Origin of the sequence: Paenibacillus sp. FSL F4-0100, assembly GCF_037993005.1 — a bacterium.
Taxonomy (GTDB): domain Bacteria; phylum Bacillota; class Bacilli; order Paenibacillales; family Paenibacillaceae; genus Paenibacillus_AQ.
In genome coordinates this window covers 15001-37484 of record NZ_CP150303.1, presented here as the reverse complement: position 1 = coordinate 37484, position 22484 = coordinate 15001, and the positions used below count along the sequence as shown (strand labels likewise).

Below are 22484 nucleotides of genomic sequence, written 5' to 3'. Positions count from 1 at the left end.
TATATCATTCTACAAAAAAAGAAAAGAGAGCCACAGGTATGGCTCTCTTTTCCTTGAACCCCAATTGTAAATCTTAAGCGCCTTCTTCAATCACTTCTTCTTCAGTAGCCGCTCGCTCATACTCGGCCAATACAGCCGATTGAATTTTCTCGCGAGTACCGGAAGAAATGGGATGGGCAATGTCGCGGAATTCTCCATCAGGAGTGCGTTTGCTCGGCATTGCAACAAACATTCCATTGTTTCCGTCGATGACGCGAATGTCGTGAACGACAAATTCATTATCGATGGTAATGGATGCGATTGCCTTCATTCTCCCCTCAGAGTTAACACGGCGGAGTCTGACATCCGTAATTTGCATATGTGTTCACCACCTTTTTCCATCAGAGACTTGGTGTATAATTCCACACAGCAAACCATAAATCCTTCTTTTTTCTAATACAAAATGTCCTAAAAACAGGAATTTTTTTTAGAATGTGATATTTTCGACAGACTTCGGGCTAATTCGAATGAAAACGCTATTATATCGACAAATATCGCGACTCTATTTTTCGAAGTAATTACCAGGGTTTACGGTAATTCTCTTCGTTTTGGAGTCCACATCGCTTAAGATGGCTAGTGAAATATAGTCCTCCAGAAGTCTTTCCTCGGTTTCCACCGCTCCTGACTCTACCAGCACACCGACACCTGCGACTTCTGCATTAAATTCACCAAGCAGATCGACCATTCCCTGAATGGTCCCGCCTGCCTTCATAAAATCATCCACGATCAGCACGCGAGAGCGTTCCTTGAGCGCCCGGCGGGATAATGACATGGTATGAATGCTCTTATGTGAGCCCGATACATAATTGATGCTTACGGCCGATCCTTCCGTCACCTGATGGTCCCGGCGAACTAGTACGACCGGCAGGTTCAATTGTGCCGCTGTCGCATAGGCCAGCGGAATCCCTTTGGTTTCCACGGTCATGACCACATCGATATCCCGGTCGGCAAACGCCGTGGCAATGATCTTGCCCGCCTCATTCATCAGCGAAGGTTGTCCGAGCAGATCAGACATGTACAAATAACCGCCCGGCAAAATCCGATCCGATTGCTGAAGCTGCTGACACAGCTCCTCCGCAAACCGCAAGGCATGATCTTTGCGCAGCTTCGGAATGTAGCGGACTCCTCCCGCTGCGCCGGCCAGCGTCTGAAGCTCTCCAAGCCCCTCGCTCTCGAACACGTCCTTAATGATTGCCAAATCCTCACTGATGGATGACTTGGCTGCTCCATATCGCTCAGCGAACGTTGTCAGCGGAATCAGCGTATGCGGTTTAGATAGTAAATATTGGGTCATATCGACCAATCGTTCGCTTCGTTTTAATTTTTTCACCTAGGGTTCCTCGCTAAATCCGAATATTATATGTTAAATATAACACCTTTGTACGTATTTATACAACTTTGTTTGAAATTCGACCCCGAATTGTCAAACATAACCGTTTCTAAGTCAGTAGGCGAACGGCATACACTTCCTTACAGAATCCCCGCAGGCCATTGTAAATCCGGGCTACCTTGGATTCCTTGGAGACGAGACCGAAGACCGTTGGGCCGCTTCCGGACATGAGCGCACCGTCAGCTCCCAATTTCAGCATTCCTTCCTTCAGCTGCTGAACTTCCGGGTGCATCTTCAAGGTAACCTCCTCCAGCACGTTACCCAGCGATTGGCACATCTGCTGGAAGCTGCCTTGCGTAAGCGCCTCGACCATGCGTTCAGCCGATGGATGGTGCTGAATCTGCTCGCTGCGCAAACGGCCGTACACTTCCGCCGTCGACACATTGATCGGCGGCTTCGCCACGATCACCCAGCACTGCGGCGGGTTTGGGATCGGCGTGAGTACCTCGCCGCGCCCTGTAGCCAGTGCGGTGCCGCCGGTTACACAGAACGGCACATCCGAGCCGAGCTCTGCGCCCAGCGCGAGCAGCTCCTCCTGGGGGATACCCAGTCCCCAGAGGCGGTTCAAGCCGCGCAGTGTTGCCGCTGCATCACTGCTGCCTCCTGCGAGTCCAGCGGCAACGGGAATTTTTTTGTCCAGGTGAATATGCACACCCTTTTTCACGTCATAGCGCTCTTTAATTAGTCTTGCTGCCTGAAAGGCCAAATTCTTCTCGTCCAGCGGTATGTACCCTGCCTGTGAGGTGATGATGATGGTGTCCCGCTTCTGTTCGGACATTTCGAGCCGATCGGCGAGGTCAATCATCGTCATGACCATCTCTACCTCATGGAAGCCGTCAGGACGTTTATGAAGTACATCCAGCATCAAATTGATTTTGGCCGGTGCTTTTTCGTATATTTTCAAGAACGTTCACCTATCCTTAGCTTTTCCCCATATGCTTGAACTTAACATATTCGAGGAAAAACATCTAATGCCTCTATATTAACAAACTCAGGCTTTGAAGTCATGGGACCGTTTGATGGGGTAAACAAACAGGGGCTTCCGCTTAACCGGAAGCCCCTGCCGCATTATGGTCTTTCTCTTACAGATCGGATTTGCTGGCTGCCCGCTCGGCGAGCTCAATCGCCCGCTTTACCATGTTGCCGGCATCCTTGGCCTTAATGCCTCCCCAGCCTTCTTTTTCCACGGTATCGTAGAACCCCAATTCCTTAGCCAATTCGGTCTTCAATTGATCGGACATAATGCTTCGTCTTCTCCTGCTCATCAATCCCGCCTCCTTGGAAAATGTAATTGAGTATGGCATGAACAGCATCCGGCGCGATTGCAGTGGCGTTTTACGAACCCCTGCAAGCTAACCTCCTTCACCGCATATGAAACGAATGAAGAAGGCCTCGCGCAGCCTTAGTATGTGTTCAACCCCCGCTTGTCATTCCCCGGATCGATGGCAACAAAAAACAGCCTCCCTGTTAGTGGAGACTGCTCTCTCATGACATATCGTTATGACTTGATATAGGTGATTCGCATCTCGTTGTCATCACCGGTTACCATGATTTCCACGGTTTCGGTCAGAATATCGGCATAACTGTAGGACACACGTTTAAAAGTTTGCTGGTCTTGATCCAGCTTCACAATGAAAACAGAAGGGTACGTTTCTTCCAAAACACCAGTACGCTCGACGGTCTTCCGACGGCCACCGTTAGCCCGAAGCGTAATTTTTTGCCCTAAATGGGCATCGAGACTGCGTTTGATTTCCAACAGCGCGTTTTTAGCCATTGTCGACGACCACCTCTTTCCTTGTCCATTATACAAAAGATTCAGTCATTTGTCAATTCAAAAACATTAATTATATCAGCATCAAAAATATATTGTCAACGTATTTTTTTTGACCCTGGATTTCTCGTGTGCATTTGCTTTAATATGCGCTAAATTGACAAGCTTTATGTATTTTTTTTGACAACTTTCTTAAAGAATTGAAACAAAAAATAAAAAAACCCCAACTTGTGGGGTTCTTCTCTGTTCTTTCTACAACGGCCTATTACACCTCTTTTAGAACGCAATATGAGCTAACTGACCGAAGGCGTAACCTTCAACGTGGACAAATCCTGCAGCTTTGGCAGACCGATCCGGTAGCTGCCTCTCGTCTCGATTCCGCCCACGCCCTGACTGCCGCTGATCGTATGATGAACGACATCATGGATGTTGACGGTATCCCTGACTGACGTATAGGCTGCCTTAGCGGCAACGTAGACAGGATCCAGCGCATGGATGAGGATTCGCCCTGGCGAGCTGGCAAAATTGGCTCCCGCCTGCAGCAGAGCTTCAAAATGCGACTGGCACGCCCCAGCCACAATGACCAGGGAATCCAGATTCCGCTCATATTGACGCGCTACCTGAATCGCCGTGACGAAGTTGTGTGAATTCTTATAGCTGTCCAGGCTATATAAATCGTATGGCTGTCGTCTCTTCAGAACTCCATCATGACCTGTAATTACCACGATATCAGGTCTTACCCGCGGAAGAAGACGATATAATGAATCGGCCATCCCCGACTCATTGATATAATGGCCTTCCGCTGGGACCCGAAGCTGATTGTACAAGGTCAAACTCTTCTTCAGGTATTGGGGATCTCCATCCAAATGCAGCACCTTGCCCGGCACGTCAAAATATCCTTTTTCCGCAAGCTGTCCGCCTTCAATATTGCGCAGGCTGGCCAGTTGACGCTCACTCTGCTCCTGTCTGTGCTTCTGCAGACGGTCCAGCGACTCATTGGCTTTGATCTGCGCCTGCTTTGTACGTTCGCTTAAGTTGGGATGCGGGACCGTGACCAAATCATCAATGGGAGCATCGGCAAGTAACCGGAATTCTGTCCCTTTGATGACGATATTATTATTTTGCCGCATGCCTTCTACCCGGAACGTTACATCGCCGCCGTAGGATTTACGAACGACCAAGTCTCCCAAGTTCATCACAACATCACCCCTACCCTATGGTATGGGCCACTGTGACTATTGGTTCTTGCGAAACATCAATTTATCGCGTTAAGGCCTTCGCGGGCCCTATGGGCTCTCTAATGGCTGTATTAACGAATATCCGCGTTGTACAATATGTTGCTGAGCCGGGCATACTCTTCAATACTAAGGGTCTCACCGCGCCGTGAGGGCTCAATGCCCGCTTCCTTCAGCAGCTGTTCCAGCCGTTCACGGCCTTCTCCCGGAAAGAACCGGCTCTTCAGATTGTTGGCAATCGTCTTCCTCCGCTGTGCGAAAGAAGCCTGAACCACCTCGAAGAAGAATCCTTCGTCTTCTACACTAACAGGAGGCTGTTCCCGGACCGCCAGGCGAATCACGGCCGAAGCGACATTCGGCTGCGGAATAAACACCGTATGCGGCACAATACAGACCAGTTTAGGCTCACTGTAATATTGAACGGCAATGCTAAGGCTGCCATAATCCTTACTTCCCGGCGCCGCTGCCATCCGCTCTGCCACTTCTTTCTGAATCATCACCACGATATTCTCCAGCGGCAGCTTTTCCTCCAGCAGTTTCATGAGAATCGGCGTCGTCACATAATACGGCAGATTCGCAACCACACTTACCTTCGATACGCCCGCAAAATCCTGACGGAACAGCTCATGAAGATCCACCTTCAGTACATCTCCATGGTGCACCTTCACATTCTCATAGGGCTCCAGGACCTCCCTCAGGATGGGAATCAGGCGCTGATCAATTTCGACCGCGGTGACGGTCCCTGCCGTCTGCGCCAGCTTCTCCGTTAATGCACCGATACCAGGGCCGATCTCAAGGGCTCCCTTATCCTCATCCAGTCCTGCAGCTTCCACAATTTTATACAGAATATTCTGATCAATAAGAAAGTTTTGACCCAGACTCTTCTTGAAGGAGAATCCATGCCGTGAGATGATCTCCTTCGTCCGTCTTGGTGTTGATATATCCTCGATCCGATTCATTGGCTTACGCCCCCTTCTTCCAACTGTGCAAGTGCGGCCAGAAATTCTTCACGTGATATTTGAAACATGGCCAGTCGTTTATGGAACTGCTTGCTATTGCAATAACCGATCCCCAGCAGATTACCCATCGTCATACGCCTTGCCGCCGCTTCCGGATGAGCCGATAATCCGGCCTCCAGCATGTCCTCCAGACTAATCAGGCTCTCTCCACCCTCGAAGGAGGTATGGACCCGCTCCAGCGCACGCCGTATCGCCTCTGGCGAGGCATTCTCCACGCCGATATCCCCTTTGCGGGTAGCATCCGCTTCCGGGATAAAGGCATGCTTACAGCCGGGTACGCCCTGATCCAGGATTTTGCGGATCCGCTCCCCTGCATGGTCAGGATCCGTTAATATAATGACGCCTCTGCGCTCCTGAGCAAGCGCTATGCGTTTCAGGATTTGCTTGTTGATCGCTGATCCGCCCGTTTCGATCGTATCCGCTTCTACGGCCCGTTTAATGGCAACGGTATCGTCTCTGCCTTCCACAACAATCACTTCTTTAATCATGCGTTTGTTCTCTTCCTTCCCAAGCAAAGCCACGCTTGTACAACTTTAGATTCAACCATCTTAGCTCTGTATACTCCGTTCTTAACAAAACAAAAGAAGAGGAAACACTCCCTCTTCTTCATCATTATATATTATAAGCTAAATAGTATAGCATTAGAATGGCATTGTAAATTGGAATTCATGCGTCTAGTTCAATTCAGGTTTAACCGGACCGATCACATAAACGGTGCGGCCGCTCTTCCGGCCGAAACTCGTGGCCGATTTGAGTGAATCATAATAAACATCGATTTTGTTGCCTTTGATGGCGCCGCCCGTATCTTCTGCACGACGGAAGCCAATGCCTTCGATATAGACCCACCATCCGATCGGGATGATATTAGGGTCAACGGCGATGGTGCGCCCTTCTGTAACGCGTGTGCCGGATGCAGTGCGTGTACCGATTCCTTGTTGCTCAGAAGAATACGCCGTCATCGACACATTGTTCAATACCTTGTTGTATTTAAAATCAACGCCTGCCCGAGAAACCACGTTGTTCTCAACAGCCTTGGCGGTTGTTACTTTCTTCGTGCCGGACAATTTGGCCGGTGTGGCTTTCACATCGGTGGCGGCCGCCTGAACAATGACGGGCTTCTCCACCTTTTTCGTGCCTACGGCAATAATTTTATCCTTCGTTCTGCGCTCGACTTTTTGGGAGACCTTCGTCTTCGAAACCAGCTTGCCATTGTGGTAGACCTTCTCATAATGGTTCACCATGAGACCGGACTCGCCCCGCTGAATCACGCGGTTATCCCCTCTTTCAAGCGATGGGTCGGCTGTTTTGATCACACGGAATTCCCGGTCTTCCGTCTCCTTAACTTTTTGTTTCGTGACGCGAACGACATGGATATTCATATTGCTGGTCAGCTTCGTGTTCTGTGCCGGTTGTACTATATCTTCACCCTGGATCGTAATACCAGCCTCTTTAAGTACATGATCAACCGTATCCTGGGATGTAAATATGGTTTTAGTTGTGCTGCCTACTGTAACTTTAACTGGAATTGCCCGTTCAATGATGATCCGATCTCCATCCTGGATCGCGCCGTTTAAAGGCATCGAAATCTGATCCTGAGGACTCAACGTGATCGCTTGCTCCTCCAGCAATTCCTGCAGCAATGATCCACGTGTTTCTACTGTGGTGACACGACCATCGACGACAAGCTGAACCTCCTTGCCTGCCTGATCATGTACGACCAACGATATGAGAAGTGATACCGTAACGGCACCCATGGCACCGAGCAACATCAGTTGACGCAAATTGTCATGCTTCCATCTCAATGCGTAAGACATGCTGGATGATTGTGATTCATGGGTTTCTTCAGGTTGAAAAATGCCCACTATTCCATCCTCCTTCATAGTCCCGCCGTCTAGGTAAACGCATGAATGCATTTGACGTGACTATAGCAATTTTTCTCACAAGGCGCCCTGCTATCTATCTACACCCTGCGTCAATTCCCGTCATTTCGTCCATATACCACCACCCCTTGTTTACCAAGAGTATGATGGTCCCTTCTCCATTATTCAAAAATAAAAGAAAGCCAATGCAAGAGTACTAGAGGCTCTAACGTGGCTTCCTGATGATTAGAATCATGGAAATGGTATGCACGAGATTTCCCCTCTTATTTCGCTTACGGAGTTAGCTGTCGGGTTCGGACGTAAGAGAGACGCCCTAGATCCGGATACCCGCTCATGGCGAGATCCTTCAAATTCACCCCAAAGACCCGAAAAAGAAATCAAATACAGCTGCGTGCATTCAGACCAGTATGCACGGCGGTATCGGTTCCCCCGTTCTCCAGAATTCCGGAGATTAAGCGAGACGGTTCATGAAATATTCGGCTACGATCTGCACATCGCAGCTTCTTATCACTGAAAAGATGATATCCTGTTTACATGCAGGTTGTAAAGCAACATTCAACCACATTTTCTCATGTAAAAGGTTAAATTATTGTAATATTGACGCCTTTTCTGATTAAAAAACTTTAATTAATCGCGATTGCTCCCTTTTTCATCGCTTTTGCTCTCTTTTTCGTTAAATACCAAATCGTTCCAGTGCATTTTTGGTGGTAATTTGGGCCAATTCCTCATAAGACAACCCTCTAATCTCGGCTGCTGTCTCCGCCACCAATTTCACATAAGCGGTCTCATTTCTTTTCCCACGGAAGGGATGAGGCGTCAGGTAAGGGGAGTCCGTTTCGATCAATAATCGATCCAGCGGAACCTGCGCCAATACCTCTTTGGGCTGCTTTGCATTCTTGAAGGTAATCGGCCCGCCAAATGAAATATGGAATCCCATATCGAGACATATTTTGGCGGTTTCCCAGCTTCCGGAGAAGGAATGCATGACACCGCCCACTTCGGAGGCCTTTTCCTCCCGTAAAATTTTGATAATATCTTCATGCGCATCCCGATTATGAATGACAATCGGCATGTTCAGTTCCCGGGCAAGTCCGATCTGACGTCGAAGGACCCGGTGCTGGACATCTTTCGGGGACGTATCCCAATAATAGTCCAAGCCGATCTCTCCAATAGCCACCACTTTCTCATGACTGCATAAAGAGGCGATCCAATCCAGGTCCTGATCCTCCATGGTAATCGCATCTACAGGATGCCAGCCCACTGCCGCATATATAAAATCATAAGTCTCTGCCAGCTTCATCGTAGTCGGGATCGTCTCCCGGTTAAATCCGATATTGATCATCCGGGTCACGCCAGCTTCAAGCGCCCGCTGAATTGCTTCCTCCCGGTCTTCGTCGAATTGGGGAGCGTCCATATGAGTGTGCGTGTCGAACAACATAAGATCCACACTCTCCTTCCTGTCGTTTCTGTGTCGTATATTTTCCATTAGCTGGGTAAATTGCAGATGTACCAAGCTTTGACTATTCCTCTAGGTTAATGTTGTTGCTTGAAAACATCGGCTATCTTCTCCGGCATCTGAGCCAGCAGCGGAGTCACTTTCTCTTCCGGATAATATAGATGGTACCGTCCTTTATGAATACCGCTGATCGAGCGTACAATATCGGAAACCTCCGAGATTTCCTTCAGCTCATCATGCCGATCCAGAAGCAGAATCTGTTTCTCGTTAAGCGGCATATCGGAATGAACTTTATCATAAGGAAGATCGGTTGGAAAATCAATCTCCAGGTCATATTCCGGATGTAATCCCACGGCACGGAACGCTTGGCGTATCCGGTCGATGGTTTCCAGATCAATATTGTCGATTTCTACATATTTGTAGAGCTTTCGGTGCATGAAACGACCGCATAATTCGCTAAGGAGCTTGTCTTCCTCCTCCGTCCATTGCAGAAAGGCCGTTTGGATCAGGGCTTCATCCAGACGCAGGTATTGACTCACGTCAATATGGCCCGCAAACAACGCAGGAAGCGGTTCGACCATGAACCGAAAGGCATATCCGCTGTCATGCAGTTCCTTTGCCCGGCGAAAGATTTGGCGCAGGATGATTTCGGAGCTTCGAGTGACGGGATGAAAATATACCTGCCAGTACATCTGATACCGTGACATCAGGTAATCCTCCACGGCGTGCATGCCCGATTCCTTCACAACGACCCGATCGCGGTATGGCCGCAGCATCCGCAAGATCCGGTCAATATCAATCGTTCCATAATTAACTCCCGTATAATACGCATCCCTTAGCAAATAATCCATCCGGTCTGCATCCAGCGGACTAGTGACCAGGTTTATCACAATCGGCTTATCGTAGGTTTTGTTAATCACGGAAGCCACTTTCTCGGGGAAATCCGCTCCGAGCTCTCGCAGTACCTGATTGACGCAAGTATCCCCGAGCAGGATCCGGCATGTCCAATCCTCGTGATTCATATGAAAAGCTTCTTCTATAGAATGAGAGAAAGGGCCATGCCCCAAATCATGCAGCAGAGCCGCGCAGAGCGCAACTTGCCTTTCCTCGGCAGGCCAATCGGAATACCCCCTCCGTTCGAATTGAGAGATGATTCTTCTCGTAATTTCATAGACTCCCAGTGAATGGGAGAATCGGCTGTGTTCGGCCCCATGAAAGGTCAGAAAAGAGGTCCCAAGCTGTCTAACCCGGCGGAGTCGCTGGAATTCCGGGGTATCGATTAATCGCCAGATGATGTCGTCTTGCACATGAATATAATTGTGGACGGGATCCTTAAACACTTTTTCTTCCGAAATTGGTGAATACATTCCATCTCAACTCCTTATCGTTTCGATTGGGTTTTAGCCGATAAACACTTCTTTTGACATCTAATGTCGAACCGTGTCGAATAAGGGAAAATTGCGCTTTCCAAATCGACAAATCAAAATTCGCAGCAATAATTGGTTCGATTATGGTAATTACGTTGCTATATAAGGGTTTTATTCACTATACTTTCGTAAATAGGTTCCGATTTTTCAAAAATATAGGTTGACTGTTTTGGGAATCGTTGGTACTATAAATAACATAAAAACTAGAACTATGTCGAATTATGACTTTTTTAAATTATGGCGAGAGGGGCATTTATAAGTTATGATGAAATCAACAGGAATTGTAAGGAAAGTCGATGAGCTTGGACGGGTCGTCATTCCGATCGAATTACGCCGTACGCTCGGAATTGGTGAGAAAGATGCATTGGAGATTTATGTAGACGGCGAACGCATCATGCTTAAGAAATATGAGCCTGCCTGCATCTTCTGTGGTAACGCTGAGAATGTCACTTACTTCAAAGGTAAAATTGTTTGCCATGAATGTATCTCGGAAATCCCTACACCTGTGACAAATTAAGATTTTTAGTATATAATAGCATTATTACATTTTGTTAATTCTAACCTTTTTCATATCTCCTTGGTGCCTTCCTCGGCTATGAACCCGGCCGCAGGAGGGTCTTTTTTTGAGTTTAAAGAATTTATAAGTTTTCAGCGAAGCGTAAGCCATTCTTTATTCTCATTTATTGGTTTTGGGGTCCCCGCAAAGTATTTGGAATAAACATCGAAGCATAGGCTCCACTTTGTGGGGCTATTTTGTTATCCCCCTGCACCAAGTTAAGTATTATCACTATTCCGTCAGGAGCGCATTATAGATATCCCTCTTCGATACACCGCGATCACCCGCGGTTTTTTTCATGGCATCCTTGCGGCTTAGTCCTTCCCGCTCATAATGTTCCACATGCTCCTCCAGCGAAAGCTCCTGCCACCAGGCATTTTTCTCCTTCAGCTCCTCTTCTGCACTACCGGCTTCCACCACCAAACAATATTCCCCCAGCGGCGGATGCTCCGTGAGCCAGTCCAGGCATTCGGAAATGCTCCCGCGCAAGAATTCCTCATAGCGTTTAGTCAGTTCACGAGCCAAGGTCACCTTCCGATTTCCCAGTACCTCCTGCAAGATCTCCAGCGTCTTTTTCACGCGATGCGGAGATTCATAAAATAATAGCGTTCCCTGCGCCGTTTGCAAAGCTTGCAGCTGCTGAATGATATCTTTACGCTCCCGCGGCAAAAAGCCGATAAACGTGAATCGTTCGGTCGGCAAACCCGACACGATTAAGGCGGAAAGGGCGGCATTGGCCCCCGGGATCGGAATGACCGAAATTCCCGCCTCAATCGCAAGTGAAACCAGATCACTGCCAGGGTCCGAAATCGCCGGCAGACCGGCGTCGCTGACGAGTGCCACATTTTTTCCTTCTATTATATAACGTATAATTTCAGGTCCACTGGCCGCCTTATTATGCTCGTGATAACTAAACAGCGGCTTAGCCGGAATTTCGAAATGGGTCAGCAGCTTGCGTGACTGCCGTGTATCCTCTGCCGCGATAATATCGCATTCCTGGAGGATGCGTACAGCGCGATAGGTCATATCCTCCAAATTACCAATCGGTGTTCCCACCAAATACAGAGAACCCGGGCTTCCCTCTCCCTGATCGGCATAACTCTGTTGCACAAGATTTCTCATTCTTTCGTCTCATCCTTATGTGTTCCATAGTAAATTTCCATAAAATCTGGTCCGTAGTTTCCTTGCTCATCATATACGATCAGCGGGGGCTTCAGCCGAACCTCCGGCTTCCCGTCCCGAATACCCTCGATAAGCACCATGTTTGCTTCCATATTCACGCGCGGATGGACAAATCGGATGACTTTGGGCTCAATCCGGTATTTGCTCATCAAGGTGATGATCTCCGCTAGTCGTAGGGGCTTGTGGACCATGCTCATTTTTCCGCCTTGGCGAAGCAGCTTTGCACAGGATTCAATCACTTCCTCAAGCGTACAGTGGATTTCATGTCTGGCAATCGCCTGGTGCTCATTCAGCTTCAAGTCGCTGCCATTCATCGGCATATAAGGCGGGTTGACCGTAATCAGGTCGTACGCTCCATATCCTTGTTCCTTGTATAGTTCCCGCAGATCGCCCTCATGGATCGTGATCTGGTCCTGGAGATTATTCATCTCGACGCTCCGTCTGGCCATGTCCGCAAGTCTGGGCTGAATCTCAATCCCCTCGATCAGCGCACCTGTACGAGTCGACAGCAGGATTGGAACAACTCCGTTTCCCGTGCACATATCCAAAATACGGCCCCTGCGCGGTATGCTGGCAAACCTGGCGAGCAGGACGGCGTCCATGGAAAAGCTGAATACCTCCTCACTCTGGATGATGCCAAGCTCATGGGTGAGCAGATCATCAATCCGCTCGGATGATTGCAATAACACTTCTTTCAATTTCATAGTTTCAACCCTTTATCTCCAAAATTCCAAACACGCGTTTTTGGTGTATCGGCTCTCTACATAGTACCTGATAAAATGAAATACACAAAAGGCTGCTCTTCACATTGCATGACAAGCAGCCGGTATTTGTTCAATCGCGATCCTTACAGTATAACCTTTCCATTCTAGAAAAAAACCGTAGGCAGTTTCTCCTACGGCTTCTTATTTATTCAAAAAAGACAAGCAGAACAGGCAATCCCCTTCCGTCCGCAGATGTCCATAATAGACATTGCAGATGTGGAAGCCTTCATGATACAGCCGAGCCAGGTTATCATACCCCTCGCCGACCACATCTTCATGTGCCTCATCCTTCACATGAGGCTGAGGTTGTAAAGCCACTGGGTTTTCCAATTCTGCCGGATTGACTTCCCGCTTTAAAATTTTCCGGAGCTGTTCATTTTCAAGACTGAGGCGATGGTTCTCTTCCAGCAGTTCCTTGATGACCAGCTTAAGTCCACCCAGTTCACTGTGTATATTTCCCATCTGTGTTTCCAACTCTTGAATGAGCACAAAAATGTTTTTCTTCTCCAAGTCTACACCCCGAAAATAAACATTCTATTGGACTATTTGATGACAACGTCGTCCATTGGAAGTTCCTTAACCTTTCCAATTTCAAACAGCTGAACATGAACCGTCCGCTTATCCGCATTCAGTCCGACTACTTTGCCTTCTCCAAGCGAAGTAATGACCAATTTCCCCGCGGATGGAAGCTCTTCTTTCACGCTTTCATAATTATCATGCTCAAACTTCAGGCAGCACATCAATCTTCCGCATAGCCCGGAAATTTTAGTCGGATTGAGCGATAGGCTTTGATCCTTTGCCATCTTGATCGATACCGGCTCAAAATCACCAAGCCATGAGGAACAGCACAGTACGCGTCCGCAAGGTCCAAGACCGCCGAGCATTTTTGCTTCATCACGAACTCCAATCTGGCGAAGTTCGATTCTTGTACGGAATATACTGGCCAGATCCTTGACCAGTTCACGGAAATCCACACGGCCTTCGGCCGTGAAGTAGAAAATGATTTTGTTGCGGTCAAACGTAAATTCCACATCAACCAGCTTCATTTTCAGTTCGTGATCCCGAATTTTATTTAAACAGGTGGTGAATGCATCCTTGGCCGCTTGTTTGTTCTCTTCAACCACACGGGCATCAGAATCACCAGCGATCCGAATGACCTTCTTGAGTGGAAGGACAACGTCCGATTCACCGACCTCCTTCTTTCCTATCACAACTTGACCATACTCAATGCCTCTCGCGGTTTCCACAATGACGGATTGTTCCTTCTCCACGGGCAGGTCGAGCGGATCAAAGTAATATATTTTGCCCGCTTTCTTAAAGCGGACACCTACTACACTGTACAAAAATAAACCCCCTTGTGCCTGTACATAATGGCCATTCTGCGGGCCTGGGGGTGTGCTCACGCCGGAGTGTTACCGCCCAAACCCATCAATAACTGCTCTAAACTGAGCTGTCCATTGACATTATAGCGTAACTTCTTCTGACACTCTGCGGCCAAATCCATGTATGACACCCACTGTGCTGTGCTGCGGGCTGATGCATGACCAGAGATATACTCTGCCTGATCTATGAAAACGAGAGACTCTTTCCTTCCATACTGGACATGGATCATGTCCTTAAACCATAAATGAAACATACTGAACAATAGGTCCAGATGATCAGAGAGCTCGGTTTTGAACACTTTTTGACTCGCTGTGATAATTGCTGAGCCACTGCGGTTCAAAGACTCCTTACCTAATTGTAACACTAGGTTTCTAATTTCTGCAAACCAATTCTCACTCAATATTTTCCTGCACTCATCAAGTCCTGACGAAAGATGAACTGCGCAGCGTACAAGTGCGGCAGGATAACCTTCCCCTACAAGAACCTTCTCCATCATCTGCGGATCCAAAGCCCGGAACGGAACCTGCTGGGATCTCGATTGAATGGTAGGCAGAAGGGCTTGTCCATTCTCGGCAATCAGAATAGCTACAGCCGGCGCCTGGGGTTCCTCCAGAAATTTCAACAGACTGTTGGCTGCCTGCGTGGTCATCTTCTCCGCCCGGTCAATAATATAGACTTTGGGATTTCGATTCTCCGATCGATAGGAGAATATACGCTGAAGATCACGGATCTGATCGATCTTAATGCTGGCTCCATCAGGCTCAACCAACGTCAGATCGGGATGATTGCCATGATCTACCTTGCGGCATTCCAAACACTGCCCGCAGGCATCGTCTTCAAGTTCCGTACAAAACAATGCCTTGGCAAACGTAAGCGCCGTCTGCATCTGTCCGGCACCATGGGGGCCGCTAAACAGATAGGCATGACTGACCGCATTACGGCGCAAGGCATTTTGCAGCAGTTGCTTCGCAGTCTCTTGACCTACGATATCATTAAAAGACATAAGTCCTCACTTTCTATCAATCCTCATGATCCTCCAGACTTAGCAGTCATGAATCACGATCCGCTTCCTTGCTTCTTGCGATTAGAATACAAGATTGATCAGCATGCCTCGAATTTCTCCAACCTTGTTCAATAGATCAATTCTCCCCTGCTCCGTATCCAGCAGTTCATCCGCCATCGCGAGCAGCGCAGAATCGACTTCATCAATTACATTATAACGCTTGCCGCGTCCCCGGCGGTCCCAGCCGCGCGTTTCCTTCATTTTCACACCGCGACGAACCGTTTCCTCCAGGAATCGGCGAACCATCAATTTATACGCTTTTAGCTCCCGAACGGTCATCACTTTTGCCAAACGATCGCCTTGCATTGCAATTTCACGCATTTGACGACTCAACTCTTCATGGGTCGCGCGTTCTCCCTGCTGCTGCATCATATCCGAGAACGATCGCTGCTGAATCGGTCTGGCGTTGCCATCCGGCACCGTGAGTTCACTTTTCATGGGCCGAAAGCCCGGATTGATTTTCATCTGATCCACCGCCTGTTGCGTATTCTTTGCATCTAATAAAACGGAGGCACCTGGTACGTTCATATCGAACAAACCTATGCCTCACGTGAACGTACCTTGAAATGGTTTGCTTGTCAAGCAATTCATCGATAATTATCGATGAATTGGGTGATTTTCCGGAATCCATCGAGATCATCCATCTATTAAAAGCATCTCCCGAGTGCAGCGATCTACGGTAACTATTTTTATTATGATACAGAAGTGCTTCAGAAGACTTTGGTTACAGGAGAACACAGCCGTCAAATATCCCAATAAAAACATCCGTTACGTATCTATCGCAGATCCAGAAAATGAATTTAGAAATGCTCGAATCGTTCTACAGGGAGGACAAACACCGTTGCGCCACCAACCTGTACTTCGACCGGAAGCGGCAAGTAGGAATCGGTTGTACCACTCATTGGGGTTACCGGAGTGACCAGCTGTTCACGAACCTTACAGCTTGTGCGAATGACGCTGAGCACACTTTCAACCTGTGAATCGTCTACCCCGATCATAAAAGTGGTGTTCCCCGCCTTCAAGAAGCCGCCTGTACTTGCAAGCTTTGTTGCCCGAAAATTAGCTTTGACCAATGCGGCGGAGAGACGGTTGCTATCTTTATCCTGGACAATCGCAACAATCAATTTCATGGTAAACCCTCCTTGTTTATTTGGACATCATATGTCCTTAACACTACTTATTTGACAAACAACCTCAAAAATCCTTTAATATCGCGTCTTCCAAGTGACGAATCATTTCTCTTTCCACCTGAGCCGGCGTCTTGGAAGCATCTACAATGCGAATTCGATCCGGATTACGCTCTGCTACCAATAGATAGCCTTCCCTAACCTTCTCGTGAAATGCCATGTTCTCCATATCCAGCCGATTTAATTCCCGTTCTGCATTCGCCGTGATCCGTGACATGCTAATCTTCGGCTCCACATCGAACAACAGCGTTAGATCCGGCATGCGGGTATCGATCGCAAATTGATTGATGTTCCATACTTCCTCCATGCCCAGTCCGCGTGCATATCCCTGGTAAACCAGACTGCTGTCCACGAATCGGTCACACAGCACAGTCAAGCCCTGACTCAAAGCTGGCTCCACCTTCTCCACAAGATGCTGGCGGCGGGCAGCCGCATACAACAATGCTTCAGTACGTGCATCCATCGCGGTATGCTGCGGATCGAGAATAATAGAGCGGATCTTCTCCGCAATCTCAATGCCGCCGGGCTCGCGTGTAATCAGATACGGGATCGAATGATTCTGCATAAAAGCGGCGAGTCTGCCCATCATAGTCGTTTTACCGGATCCGTCTCCTCCTTCGATGGTAATAAATAGTGGTCTGCGATTATTCATAGCGTATCCTGCTTTCATCATTTGTTGATCGTGGAGCTCGATATTATACGCTCCGGTATATTTACCAACGTATAGTGGAGTCTCTTCCTTCACGTTTCCTTATAAACGACAATGGTTTGCAGCGCTGGATCGGATATCCCCTGGCATTTCGCCCCTGCATTCCTTAATGCCAGGATCCTCTGTTTCATTCCCGCTGAGATTTCTTCACCTGGGTATAAGATCGGTATACCTGGCGGATAGGGAATAACCATCTCCGCTGCCTTACGCCCAGCACTCTCCTCTAACGGCACCGATTCTAACCTCTCCCTGTCAATCGGCTTCAGTGAGAAAGGAATTGGGGCCGAATAAGGAATCTCCGAGGGCAAATTGTTCCACGTGGAAACATCGGAGACTGGTCTTGCTTCAGTTAACAAATTAGCATCGACATCGAAATGGATAGAATCCATATTCTTGTGGGCTACTCGCGGCTCATAACTCATGAAATCCCCCTGATCCCGCAATGTCCGGATCAGTAATTCCGTGCTCTCTGCCGTAGTGCCTGGTTCGGTTCCGATCCCTTCTGTCTTCTCCCCCTGCTCTACAATATGCACAAGAGCCCATAAGACGTGATTCGCATCTTCCCGAGTGGATCCCAGCGTAAACAATAAGACTACGTGCAACTCGTCGCTCATCTCCGGCACACAGCCGCGCGCCTCTAGCTCGCGCTGGAGTGCATACCCGCTCAGGGACCTGGTGCGGTCATATATGACCGCCTTGAACGGGTCCTGGCGGGTATACGCCGCTGCGGCTGTGCCCGCGGCGTGGCCCCTGGGCTGCGGCGGCTGCAGCAGCCCGAACCGCGGCAGCTTCGCGAGGCCGCGCCGGAAGGCCTTCACGGCGGCCAGGCCAGCCGTGAAGGCGTCTGCGCCCTGTTTGTGCAGCAGGCGCCGCGCCAAGTCCAGCGAAGCCATGAGCGGGTACGAGGGGCTGGAGCTCTGCACCATAGCCAGCCGCTGGCGCAGCAGGCTGCGGTCGAGCAGCCCGCCCTGTACATGCAGCATGGCTCCCATCGTCATGGCGGCTAACATCTTGTGTGTGGATTGAACCACACCATCCGCGCCGCATGACAAAGCGTTCATAGGCAACTGGGGGTGCTGTCCGTAATGAGCTCCATGCGCTTCATCCACGAGTAGTGGAATGCCGAACTCATGGCAAGCTTTCGCTAGCGGCTTTAAGTCGCTCCCCATCCCATAGTAGTTCGGCATCGTGATGATCGCCCCCCTGGCCTCTGGATAAGCCTCAAGAGCCGCTACGAGTGTAGCTGCAGAGGGAGCAACGGCTAAACCGCTCTGCTTGTCCAGCTCCGGTTGAAGAAACACCGCCCTGGCACCGGCCAGCATCAATCCGTTCAACACGGACTTATGTACGTTCCGCTGTACAAGCACGATATCGCCCGGTTCACGGCAAACCGTCAGAACTAATGCCAAATTGCCGGCTGTACTCCCGCCCACTAGGAAGAAGCTTTCCTCTGCACCAAAACAATCTGCGGCCAGTTCCTGCGCTTCCTGAATAACGCCTTCAGGATGAAATAAATCATCGGTTCCGGTAATTTCCGTCACATCAATGCGCATGGCCTCTCGCAGCATCTCCGTAGTCTTACCTTCTCCCGCATATGCCCTGCCATTTTTATGACCAGGTACATGAAAAGATGAAGCCCCACGTTCTCGATACAACATTATAGCCTCTGCTAGTGGGGCACGCTCTCTATGTGTAGTCATCGATATATCCCTTCGGATTACATTCTCTAACCTATTTTAACGCAATTTGAAACCTACGCCTACATCTCCAAGCACGGAAAGTCCCCTCTAAACAAAAAAAGGCCTTTTATTCAGGCCCATTTGACGCGTGTACCCGCGCCTATGCATTTTTCGGCATGGCAATTTGTTTTAATTGACGGATGAAAAAATGATATTTGGCATCTTCCGCGCTGGTATGAACGATTTCGGATTCACATTCCTCACATACGAATTGCGAAACAATGGTAATCCCCTCTGTCTTCGTCTGATTGCATATGATACACACGTGTTCGGTCAATTCTTCCATAACCATCCCACCTTGATCCTTTTCCTATTAGTATGACACAGTTTCTATTATTTTAAACCTTTTCATAGGATATCGGTCTACGCTTTATGTATATGTACCCCTTGGTGGCCTTGTGTCTGTACCTTTTTTTTCAGCTTAATAAAAATATGATTTTGTCCGATAAAAACATAAAAGACTTAAATTTCCCGTCTATCGTAATTTACTTCTACTTAAAGGGGGACAGTATAGCCCAATGGCAGATCCACATGGTCAAGCCACCTTTTATCACTATCGATTAATTAAGAAAATCCAACTTTCCAAAAGCTTGCTCATCCTCTACTTAACTCTGCCTTGGCTTGCTGCGGCTGCAGGGACATTTTGGGTGTCACCGTATTTCCTGCTCTATCTGCTAATCGCCTTTCCGCTTATGTTATGGATCCAATATGTCGTCGGGCATACCGTGCTCGTCCTATTGGGAACAAGCTACCGGAAACGTTGGCGCTTCCGTCTGAGGTTCCCTTGGCTTGGTTATATACCGGATCAACACGTCAGCCGTCGCGTATTTAATTTAGTGCAGTTCTATACCTGTTGGGTAGGGATTGTCTTAAGCGCTATCATGGCCTTCTGGTCACCGCTGCCTTTTGCCATCACGCTTCTGGTCTGGCATCTGTGGTTCCTTCTCCCGCGCGGCTATACCATGCTGCGTCTAAGCGGCCAGCGTAAAGATGGCATGTTGAAAATGAATGAGCAGGACATCTCCTACTACCAGCAATAATATTAGAGTTCTGCGTCCATCACTACATAGCGCTATAAACCCTATTTTTCGTTTCATCAATGAATAAAAGACCTCATTCCGAAGTCGGGAAGAGGTCTTTATTCATTGGCTTTATTGCTTTCCAATCCTTGTATGGCTTGTTTTTTTAGCTGACTCGGAACCGTAATTATAAGAAAATCGTCATGCACCGATAGGTGGACGATACTTTTCCCTTTTTCAAATACTAACGAAGAACCGCCATCTTCAACTTCCTTCTGCTTCCATCCCCAGGACTCAATCTCTTCCAGGTAGGCTTCAGGGATGCTGTCGTCTCCCTTTAAGCCTGGAAGCGCATACCGTACATAATCCAAGTCACTATTGCCTGTTGTTTGCTCCGTTTTATTCGCTTCCTTCGGAACCGGGAATGACTTCACATTCGCCGCGCCGTCAAAGGTTTCCCAGCTTGGTTCTGCGGATGCCCCACATCCGGATCCGATCAACAATATCGTAACCGCACAGATCATCTCTGCCACATGCAGACCACGTTTACACAACATGTAATTGTCCTCCTTCCCCCACAATAACCGGTCTCCAGATGAGTATTCGTAGTTGGTTGGTTAATGGAGAACCTTCCAATCAGGCCTTATTTCCTACAGCCTGCGCAAATCGGTAATCACTACCCGATTTTGCCTAATTCAATTATACTGATTTTTGGCATGGTATCGGTAACAAAATTTTCATCTGTTTACGTCAATTTTATGATTATGTTATATAACAGAGAAGCTGCTGACATCACGCTACAGCATACATCCTTAGTCGGACAATCTCTAAATCTGCATTTCATCTAAATATCAAAAAAAAATCTCATAAAAAACAAATAAAAACCACCATCGATTACATCGACAGTGGTTTTTCGCTTGGCGACGTCCTACTCTCCCGGGACCCTTCGGTCCAAGTACCATCGGCGCTGGAAGGCTTAACGGTCGTGTTCGGTATGGGAACGCGTGGAACCCTTCCGCCATCGCCACCAAACGCTTCAGATGCTTGATCACCTGAAAACTAGATACGAAACGAATTTGCAGCACATTGAAATATGTTTTGGATAAGCCCTCGACCGATTAGTATTGGTCAGCTCCATGCATTGCTGCACTTCCACCTCCAACCTATCTACCTCGTGGTCTTCAAGGGGTCTTACTAGTTGGGAAATCTCATCTTGAGGGGGGCTTCACGCTTAGATGCTTTCAGCGCTTATCCCTTCCGTACGTAGCTACCCAGCCATGCTCCTGGCGGAACAACTGGTGCACCAGCGGTACGTCCATCCCGGTCCTCTCGTACTAAGGACAGCTCCTCTCAAATTTCCTACGCCCACGACAGATAGGGACCGAACTGTCTCACGACGTTCTGAACCCAGCTCGCGTACCGCTTTAATGGGCGAACAGCCCAACCCTTGGGACCTACTTCAGCCCCAGGATGCGATGAGCCGACATCGAGGTGCCAAACCTCCCCGTCGATGTGGACTCTTGGGGGAGATAAGCCTGTTATCCCCAGGGTAGCTTTTATCCGTTGAGCGATGGCCCTTCCATGCGGTACCACCGGATCACTAAGCCCGACTTTCGTCCCTGCTCGACTTGTAGGTCTCGCAGTCAAGCTCCCTTATGCCTTTGCACTCTTCGAATGATTTCCAACCATTCTGAGGGAACCTTGGGGCGCCTCCGTTACTCTTTAGGAGGCGACCGCCCCAGTCAAACTGCCCGCCTGACACTGTCCCCGTACCGGATTACGGTACCAGGTTAGAACCTAGATACGATCAGGGTGGTATCCCAACGTCGCCTCCACACAAGCTGGCGCTCATGCTTCAAAGGCTCCCACCTATCCTGTACAGATCGTACCCAAATCCAATATCAAGCTGCAGTAAAGCTCCATGGGGTCTTTCCGTCTTGTCGCGGGTAACCTGCATCTTCACAGGTATTAAAATTTCACCGGATCTCTCGTTGAGACAGCGCCCAAGTCGTTACGCCATTCGTGCGGGTCAGAATTTACCTGACAAGGAATTTCGCTACCTTAGGACCGTTATAGTTACGGCCGCCGTTTACTGGGGCTTCGGTTCACAGCTTCGGGATTACTCCCTAACCGCTCCCCTTAACCTTCCAGCACCGGGCAGGCGTCAGCCCGTATACTTCGCCTTACGGCTTCGCACAGACCTGTGTTTTTGCTAAACAGTCGCTTGGGCCTTTTCACTGCGGCCCCCTCGGGCTATTCACCCTACCGAGGCACCCCTTCTCCCGAAGTTACGGGGTCATTTTGCCGAGTTCCTTAACGAGAGTTCTTCCGCGCGCCTTAGAATTCTCTTCTCGCCTACCTGTGTCGGTTTGCGGTACGGGCACCTTCACCTGACTAGAGGCTTTTCTTGGCAGTGTGAGATCATGACCTTCGCTACTATAATTTTCACTCCCCATCACAGCCCAGCCTTATCGATGTGCGGATTTGCCTACACATCAGCCTCACTGCTTGGACGGACATCCATCAGTCCGCGTCACTACCCTCCTGCGTCACCCCATCGTTCATAACGGTTTACGGTGGTACAGGAATTTCAACCTGTTGTCCTTCGATTACGCCTTTCGGCCTCACCTTAGGTCCCGACTTACCCTGAGCGGACGAGCCTTCC

24 protein-coding genes, 2 rRNA genes and 1 riboswitch (1 of these 27 running past the window's edge) are annotated in these 22484 nt (G+C 48.8%); of the genes, 2 read left to right on the top strand and 24 right to left on the bottom strand.

The genetic code is table 11. The features are described from left to right. Positions 1-73: 73 nt before the first annotated feature. The 11 genes from spoVG to MHH48_RS00130 all read right to left on the bottom strand — a co-directional run bounded on the left by spoVG (position 74) and on the right by MHH48_RS00130 (position 10157). Positions 74-358: a septation regulator SpoVG gene (spoVG, locus tag MHH48_RS00180; protein ID WP_006207419.1), complete on the bottom strand. Its 285-nt coding sequence runs from the start codon at positions 356-358 to the stop codon at positions 74-76. A gap of 183 nt (positions 359-541) precedes the next feature. Continuing rightward, positions 542-1369, bottom strand: coding sequence for a pur operon repressor (gene purR / locus MHH48_RS00175; protein WP_071221086.1), 828 nt, complete (start codon positions 1367-1369; stop codon positions 542-544). Between the two features lie 109 nt (positions 1370-1478). Next, entirely contained in the window at positions 1479-2333 is an 855-nt protein-coding gene (gene ispE, locus MHH48_RS00170; protein ID WP_076326545.1) for a 4-(cytidine 5'-diphospho)-2-C-methyl-D-erythritol kinase, read from the bottom strand. Between the two features lie 178 nt (positions 2334-2511). Further along, a complete protein-coding gene (locus MHH48_RS00165; protein WP_076326546.1) occupies positions 2512-2694 on the bottom strand; it encodes a small, acid-soluble spore protein, alpha/beta type in 183 nt (60 codons plus the stop codon). A gap of 233 nt (positions 2695-2927) precedes the next feature. Further along, the gene (locus tag MHH48_RS00160) at positions 2928-3203 is read right to left on the bottom strand and encodes a Veg family protein (RefSeq protein ID WP_006207415.1); all 276 of its coding nucleotides are present in this window, start codon (positions 3201-3203) and stop codon (positions 2928-2930) included. A 290-nt stretch (positions 3204-3493) separates the two neighbouring features. After that, positions 3494-4396 (bottom strand): sporulation peptidase YabG, encoded by a 903-nt coding sequence (gene yabG / locus MHH48_RS00155; RefSeq protein ID WP_076326547.1) that lies wholly within the window; start codon positions 4394-4396, stop codon positions 3494-3496. A gap of 113 nt (positions 4397-4509) precedes the next feature. Next, on the bottom strand, positions 4510-5394 hold the full coding sequence (gene rsmA, locus MHH48_RS00150) for a 16S rRNA (adenine(1518)-N(6)/adenine(1519)-N(6))-dimethyltransferase RsmA (protein ID WP_076326548.1): 885 nt from the start codon (positions 5392-5394) through the stop codon (positions 4510-4512). Continuing rightward, complete coding sequence (gene rnmV / locus MHH48_RS00145) at positions 5391-5942, bottom strand: ribonuclease M5 (RefSeq protein ID WP_076326549.1); 552 nt, start codon at positions 5940-5942, stop codon at positions 5391-5393. The genes rsmA and rnmV overlap by 4 nt, the downstream gene beginning before the upstream one ends. A 186-nt stretch (positions 5943-6128) precedes the next feature. Next, positions 6129-7316 carry a 3D domain-containing protein gene (locus MHH48_RS00140; protein WP_076326550.1) on the bottom strand — a complete coding sequence of 396 codons (1188 nt, stop codon included), beginning with the start codon at positions 7314-7316 and terminating at the stop codon, positions 6129-6131. A 271-nt stretch (positions 7317-7587) separates the two neighbouring features. Further along, a riboswitch (cyclic di-AMP (ydaO/yuaA leader) is annotated at positions 7588-7802 on the bottom strand. A 205-nt stretch (positions 7803-8007) separates the two neighbouring features. Further along, positions 8008-8772, bottom strand: coding sequence for a TatD family hydrolase (locus MHH48_RS00135; protein ID WP_076326551.1), 765 nt, complete (start codon positions 8770-8772; stop codon positions 8008-8010). Positions 8773-8867: 95 nt separating this feature from the next. Next, a complete protein-coding gene (locus MHH48_RS00130; protein ID WP_076326552.1) occupies positions 8868-10157 on the bottom strand; it encodes an HD domain-containing protein in 1290 nt (429 codons plus the stop codon). Positions 10158-10479: 322 nt separating this feature from the next. Here MHH48_RS00130 and MHH48_RS00125 point away from each other — a divergent pair, with 322 nt between their 5' ends. Further along, positions 10480-10734, top strand: coding sequence for an AbrB/MazE/SpoVT family DNA-binding domain-containing protein (locus MHH48_RS00125; RefSeq protein WP_006207408.1), 255 nt, complete (start codon positions 10480-10482; stop codon positions 10732-10734). Positions 10735-11004: 270 nt separating this feature from the next. Here MHH48_RS00125 and rsmI read toward each other — a convergent pair whose 3' ends face one another. The 10 genes from rsmI to MHH48_RS00075 form a co-directional block, all read right to left on the bottom strand. Continuing rightward, positions 11005-11895, bottom strand: a complete 891-nt coding sequence (rsmI, locus tag MHH48_RS00120; RefSeq protein ID WP_076326553.1) for a 16S rRNA (cytidine(1402)-2'-O)-methyltransferase — start codon at positions 11893-11895, stop codon at positions 11005-11007. Continuing rightward, complete coding sequence (locus tag MHH48_RS00115; protein WP_076326554.1) at positions 11892-12659, bottom strand: tRNA1(Val) (adenine(37)-N6)-methyltransferase; 768 nt, start codon at positions 12657-12659, stop codon at positions 11892-11894. The genes rsmI and MHH48_RS00115 overlap by 4 nt, the downstream gene beginning before the upstream one ends. Positions 12660-12860: 201 nt before the next feature. Beyond that, on the bottom strand, positions 12861-13229 hold the full coding sequence (gene yabA / locus MHH48_RS00110) for a DNA replication initiation control protein YabA (RefSeq protein WP_076326555.1): 369 nt from the start codon (positions 13227-13229) through the stop codon (positions 12861-12863). Positions 13230-13261: 32 nt separating this feature from the next. Next, positions 13262-14062 (bottom strand): stage 0 sporulation family protein, encoded by an 801-nt coding sequence (locus tag MHH48_RS00105; RefSeq protein ID WP_076326556.1) that lies wholly within the window; start codon positions 14060-14062, stop codon positions 13262-13264. 56 nt (positions 14063-14118) lie between these two features. Continuing rightward, positions 14119-15105 (bottom strand): DNA polymerase III subunit delta', encoded by a 987-nt coding sequence (gene holB, locus MHH48_RS00100; protein ID WP_076326557.1) that lies wholly within the window; start codon positions 15103-15105, stop codon positions 14119-14121. Positions 15106-15186: 81 nt separating this feature from the next. Continuing rightward, a complete protein-coding gene (locus tag MHH48_RS00095; protein ID WP_076326561.1) occupies positions 15187-15630 on the bottom strand; it encodes a YaaR family protein in 444 nt (147 codons plus the stop codon). A gap of 335 nt (positions 15631-15965) precedes the next feature. Next, the gene (locus tag MHH48_RS00090) at positions 15966-16295 is read right to left on the bottom strand and encodes a cyclic-di-AMP receptor (RefSeq protein ID WP_006207400.1); all 330 of its coding nucleotides are present in this window, start codon (positions 16293-16295) and stop codon (positions 15966-15968) included. A 64-nt stretch (positions 16296-16359) separates the two neighbouring features. Beyond that, positions 16360-17004 (bottom strand): dTMP kinase, encoded by a 645-nt coding sequence (tmk, locus tag MHH48_RS00085; RefSeq protein WP_076326562.1) that lies wholly within the window; start codon positions 17002-17004, stop codon positions 16360-16362. A gap of 89 nt (positions 17005-17093) precedes the next feature. Continuing rightward, positions 17094-18761, bottom strand: coding sequence for an aminotransferase class I/II-fold pyridoxal phosphate-dependent enzyme (locus tag MHH48_RS00080; protein ID WP_076326558.1), 1668 nt, complete (start codon positions 18759-18761; stop codon positions 17094-17096). A 139-nt stretch (positions 18762-18900) separates the two neighbouring features. Next, positions 18901-19086 (bottom strand): sigma factor G inhibitor Gin, encoded by a 186-nt coding sequence (locus MHH48_RS00075; protein WP_071221101.1) that lies wholly within the window; start codon positions 19084-19086, stop codon positions 18901-18903. 232 nt (positions 19087-19318) lie between these two features. On the opposite strand from MHH48_RS00075, the gene MHH48_RS00070 reads away from it, so the two are divergent. Further along, positions 19319-19840 (top strand): hypothetical protein, encoded by a 522-nt coding sequence (locus tag MHH48_RS00070; RefSeq protein WP_076326559.1) that lies wholly within the window; start codon positions 19319-19321, stop codon positions 19838-19840. A 98-nt stretch (positions 19841-19938) separates the two neighbouring features. Here the strand turns inward: MHH48_RS00070 and MHH48_RS00065 are convergent, their stop codons facing one another. The 3 genes from MHH48_RS00065 to MHH48_RS00055 form a co-directional block, all read right to left on the bottom strand. Then, positions 19939-20376: a hypothetical protein gene (locus tag MHH48_RS00065; protein WP_076326560.1), complete on the bottom strand. Its 438-nt coding sequence runs from the start codon at positions 20374-20376 to the stop codon at positions 19939-19941. A 358-nt stretch (positions 20377-20734) separates the two neighbouring features. Further along, a 5S ribosomal RNA gene (rrf, locus tag MHH48_RS00060) occupies positions 20735-20851 on the bottom strand. A 66-nt stretch (positions 20852-20917) separates the two neighbouring features. After that, positions 20918-22484 (bottom strand): 23S ribosomal RNA (locus MHH48_RS00055) (it continues 1364 nt past the right edge of the window).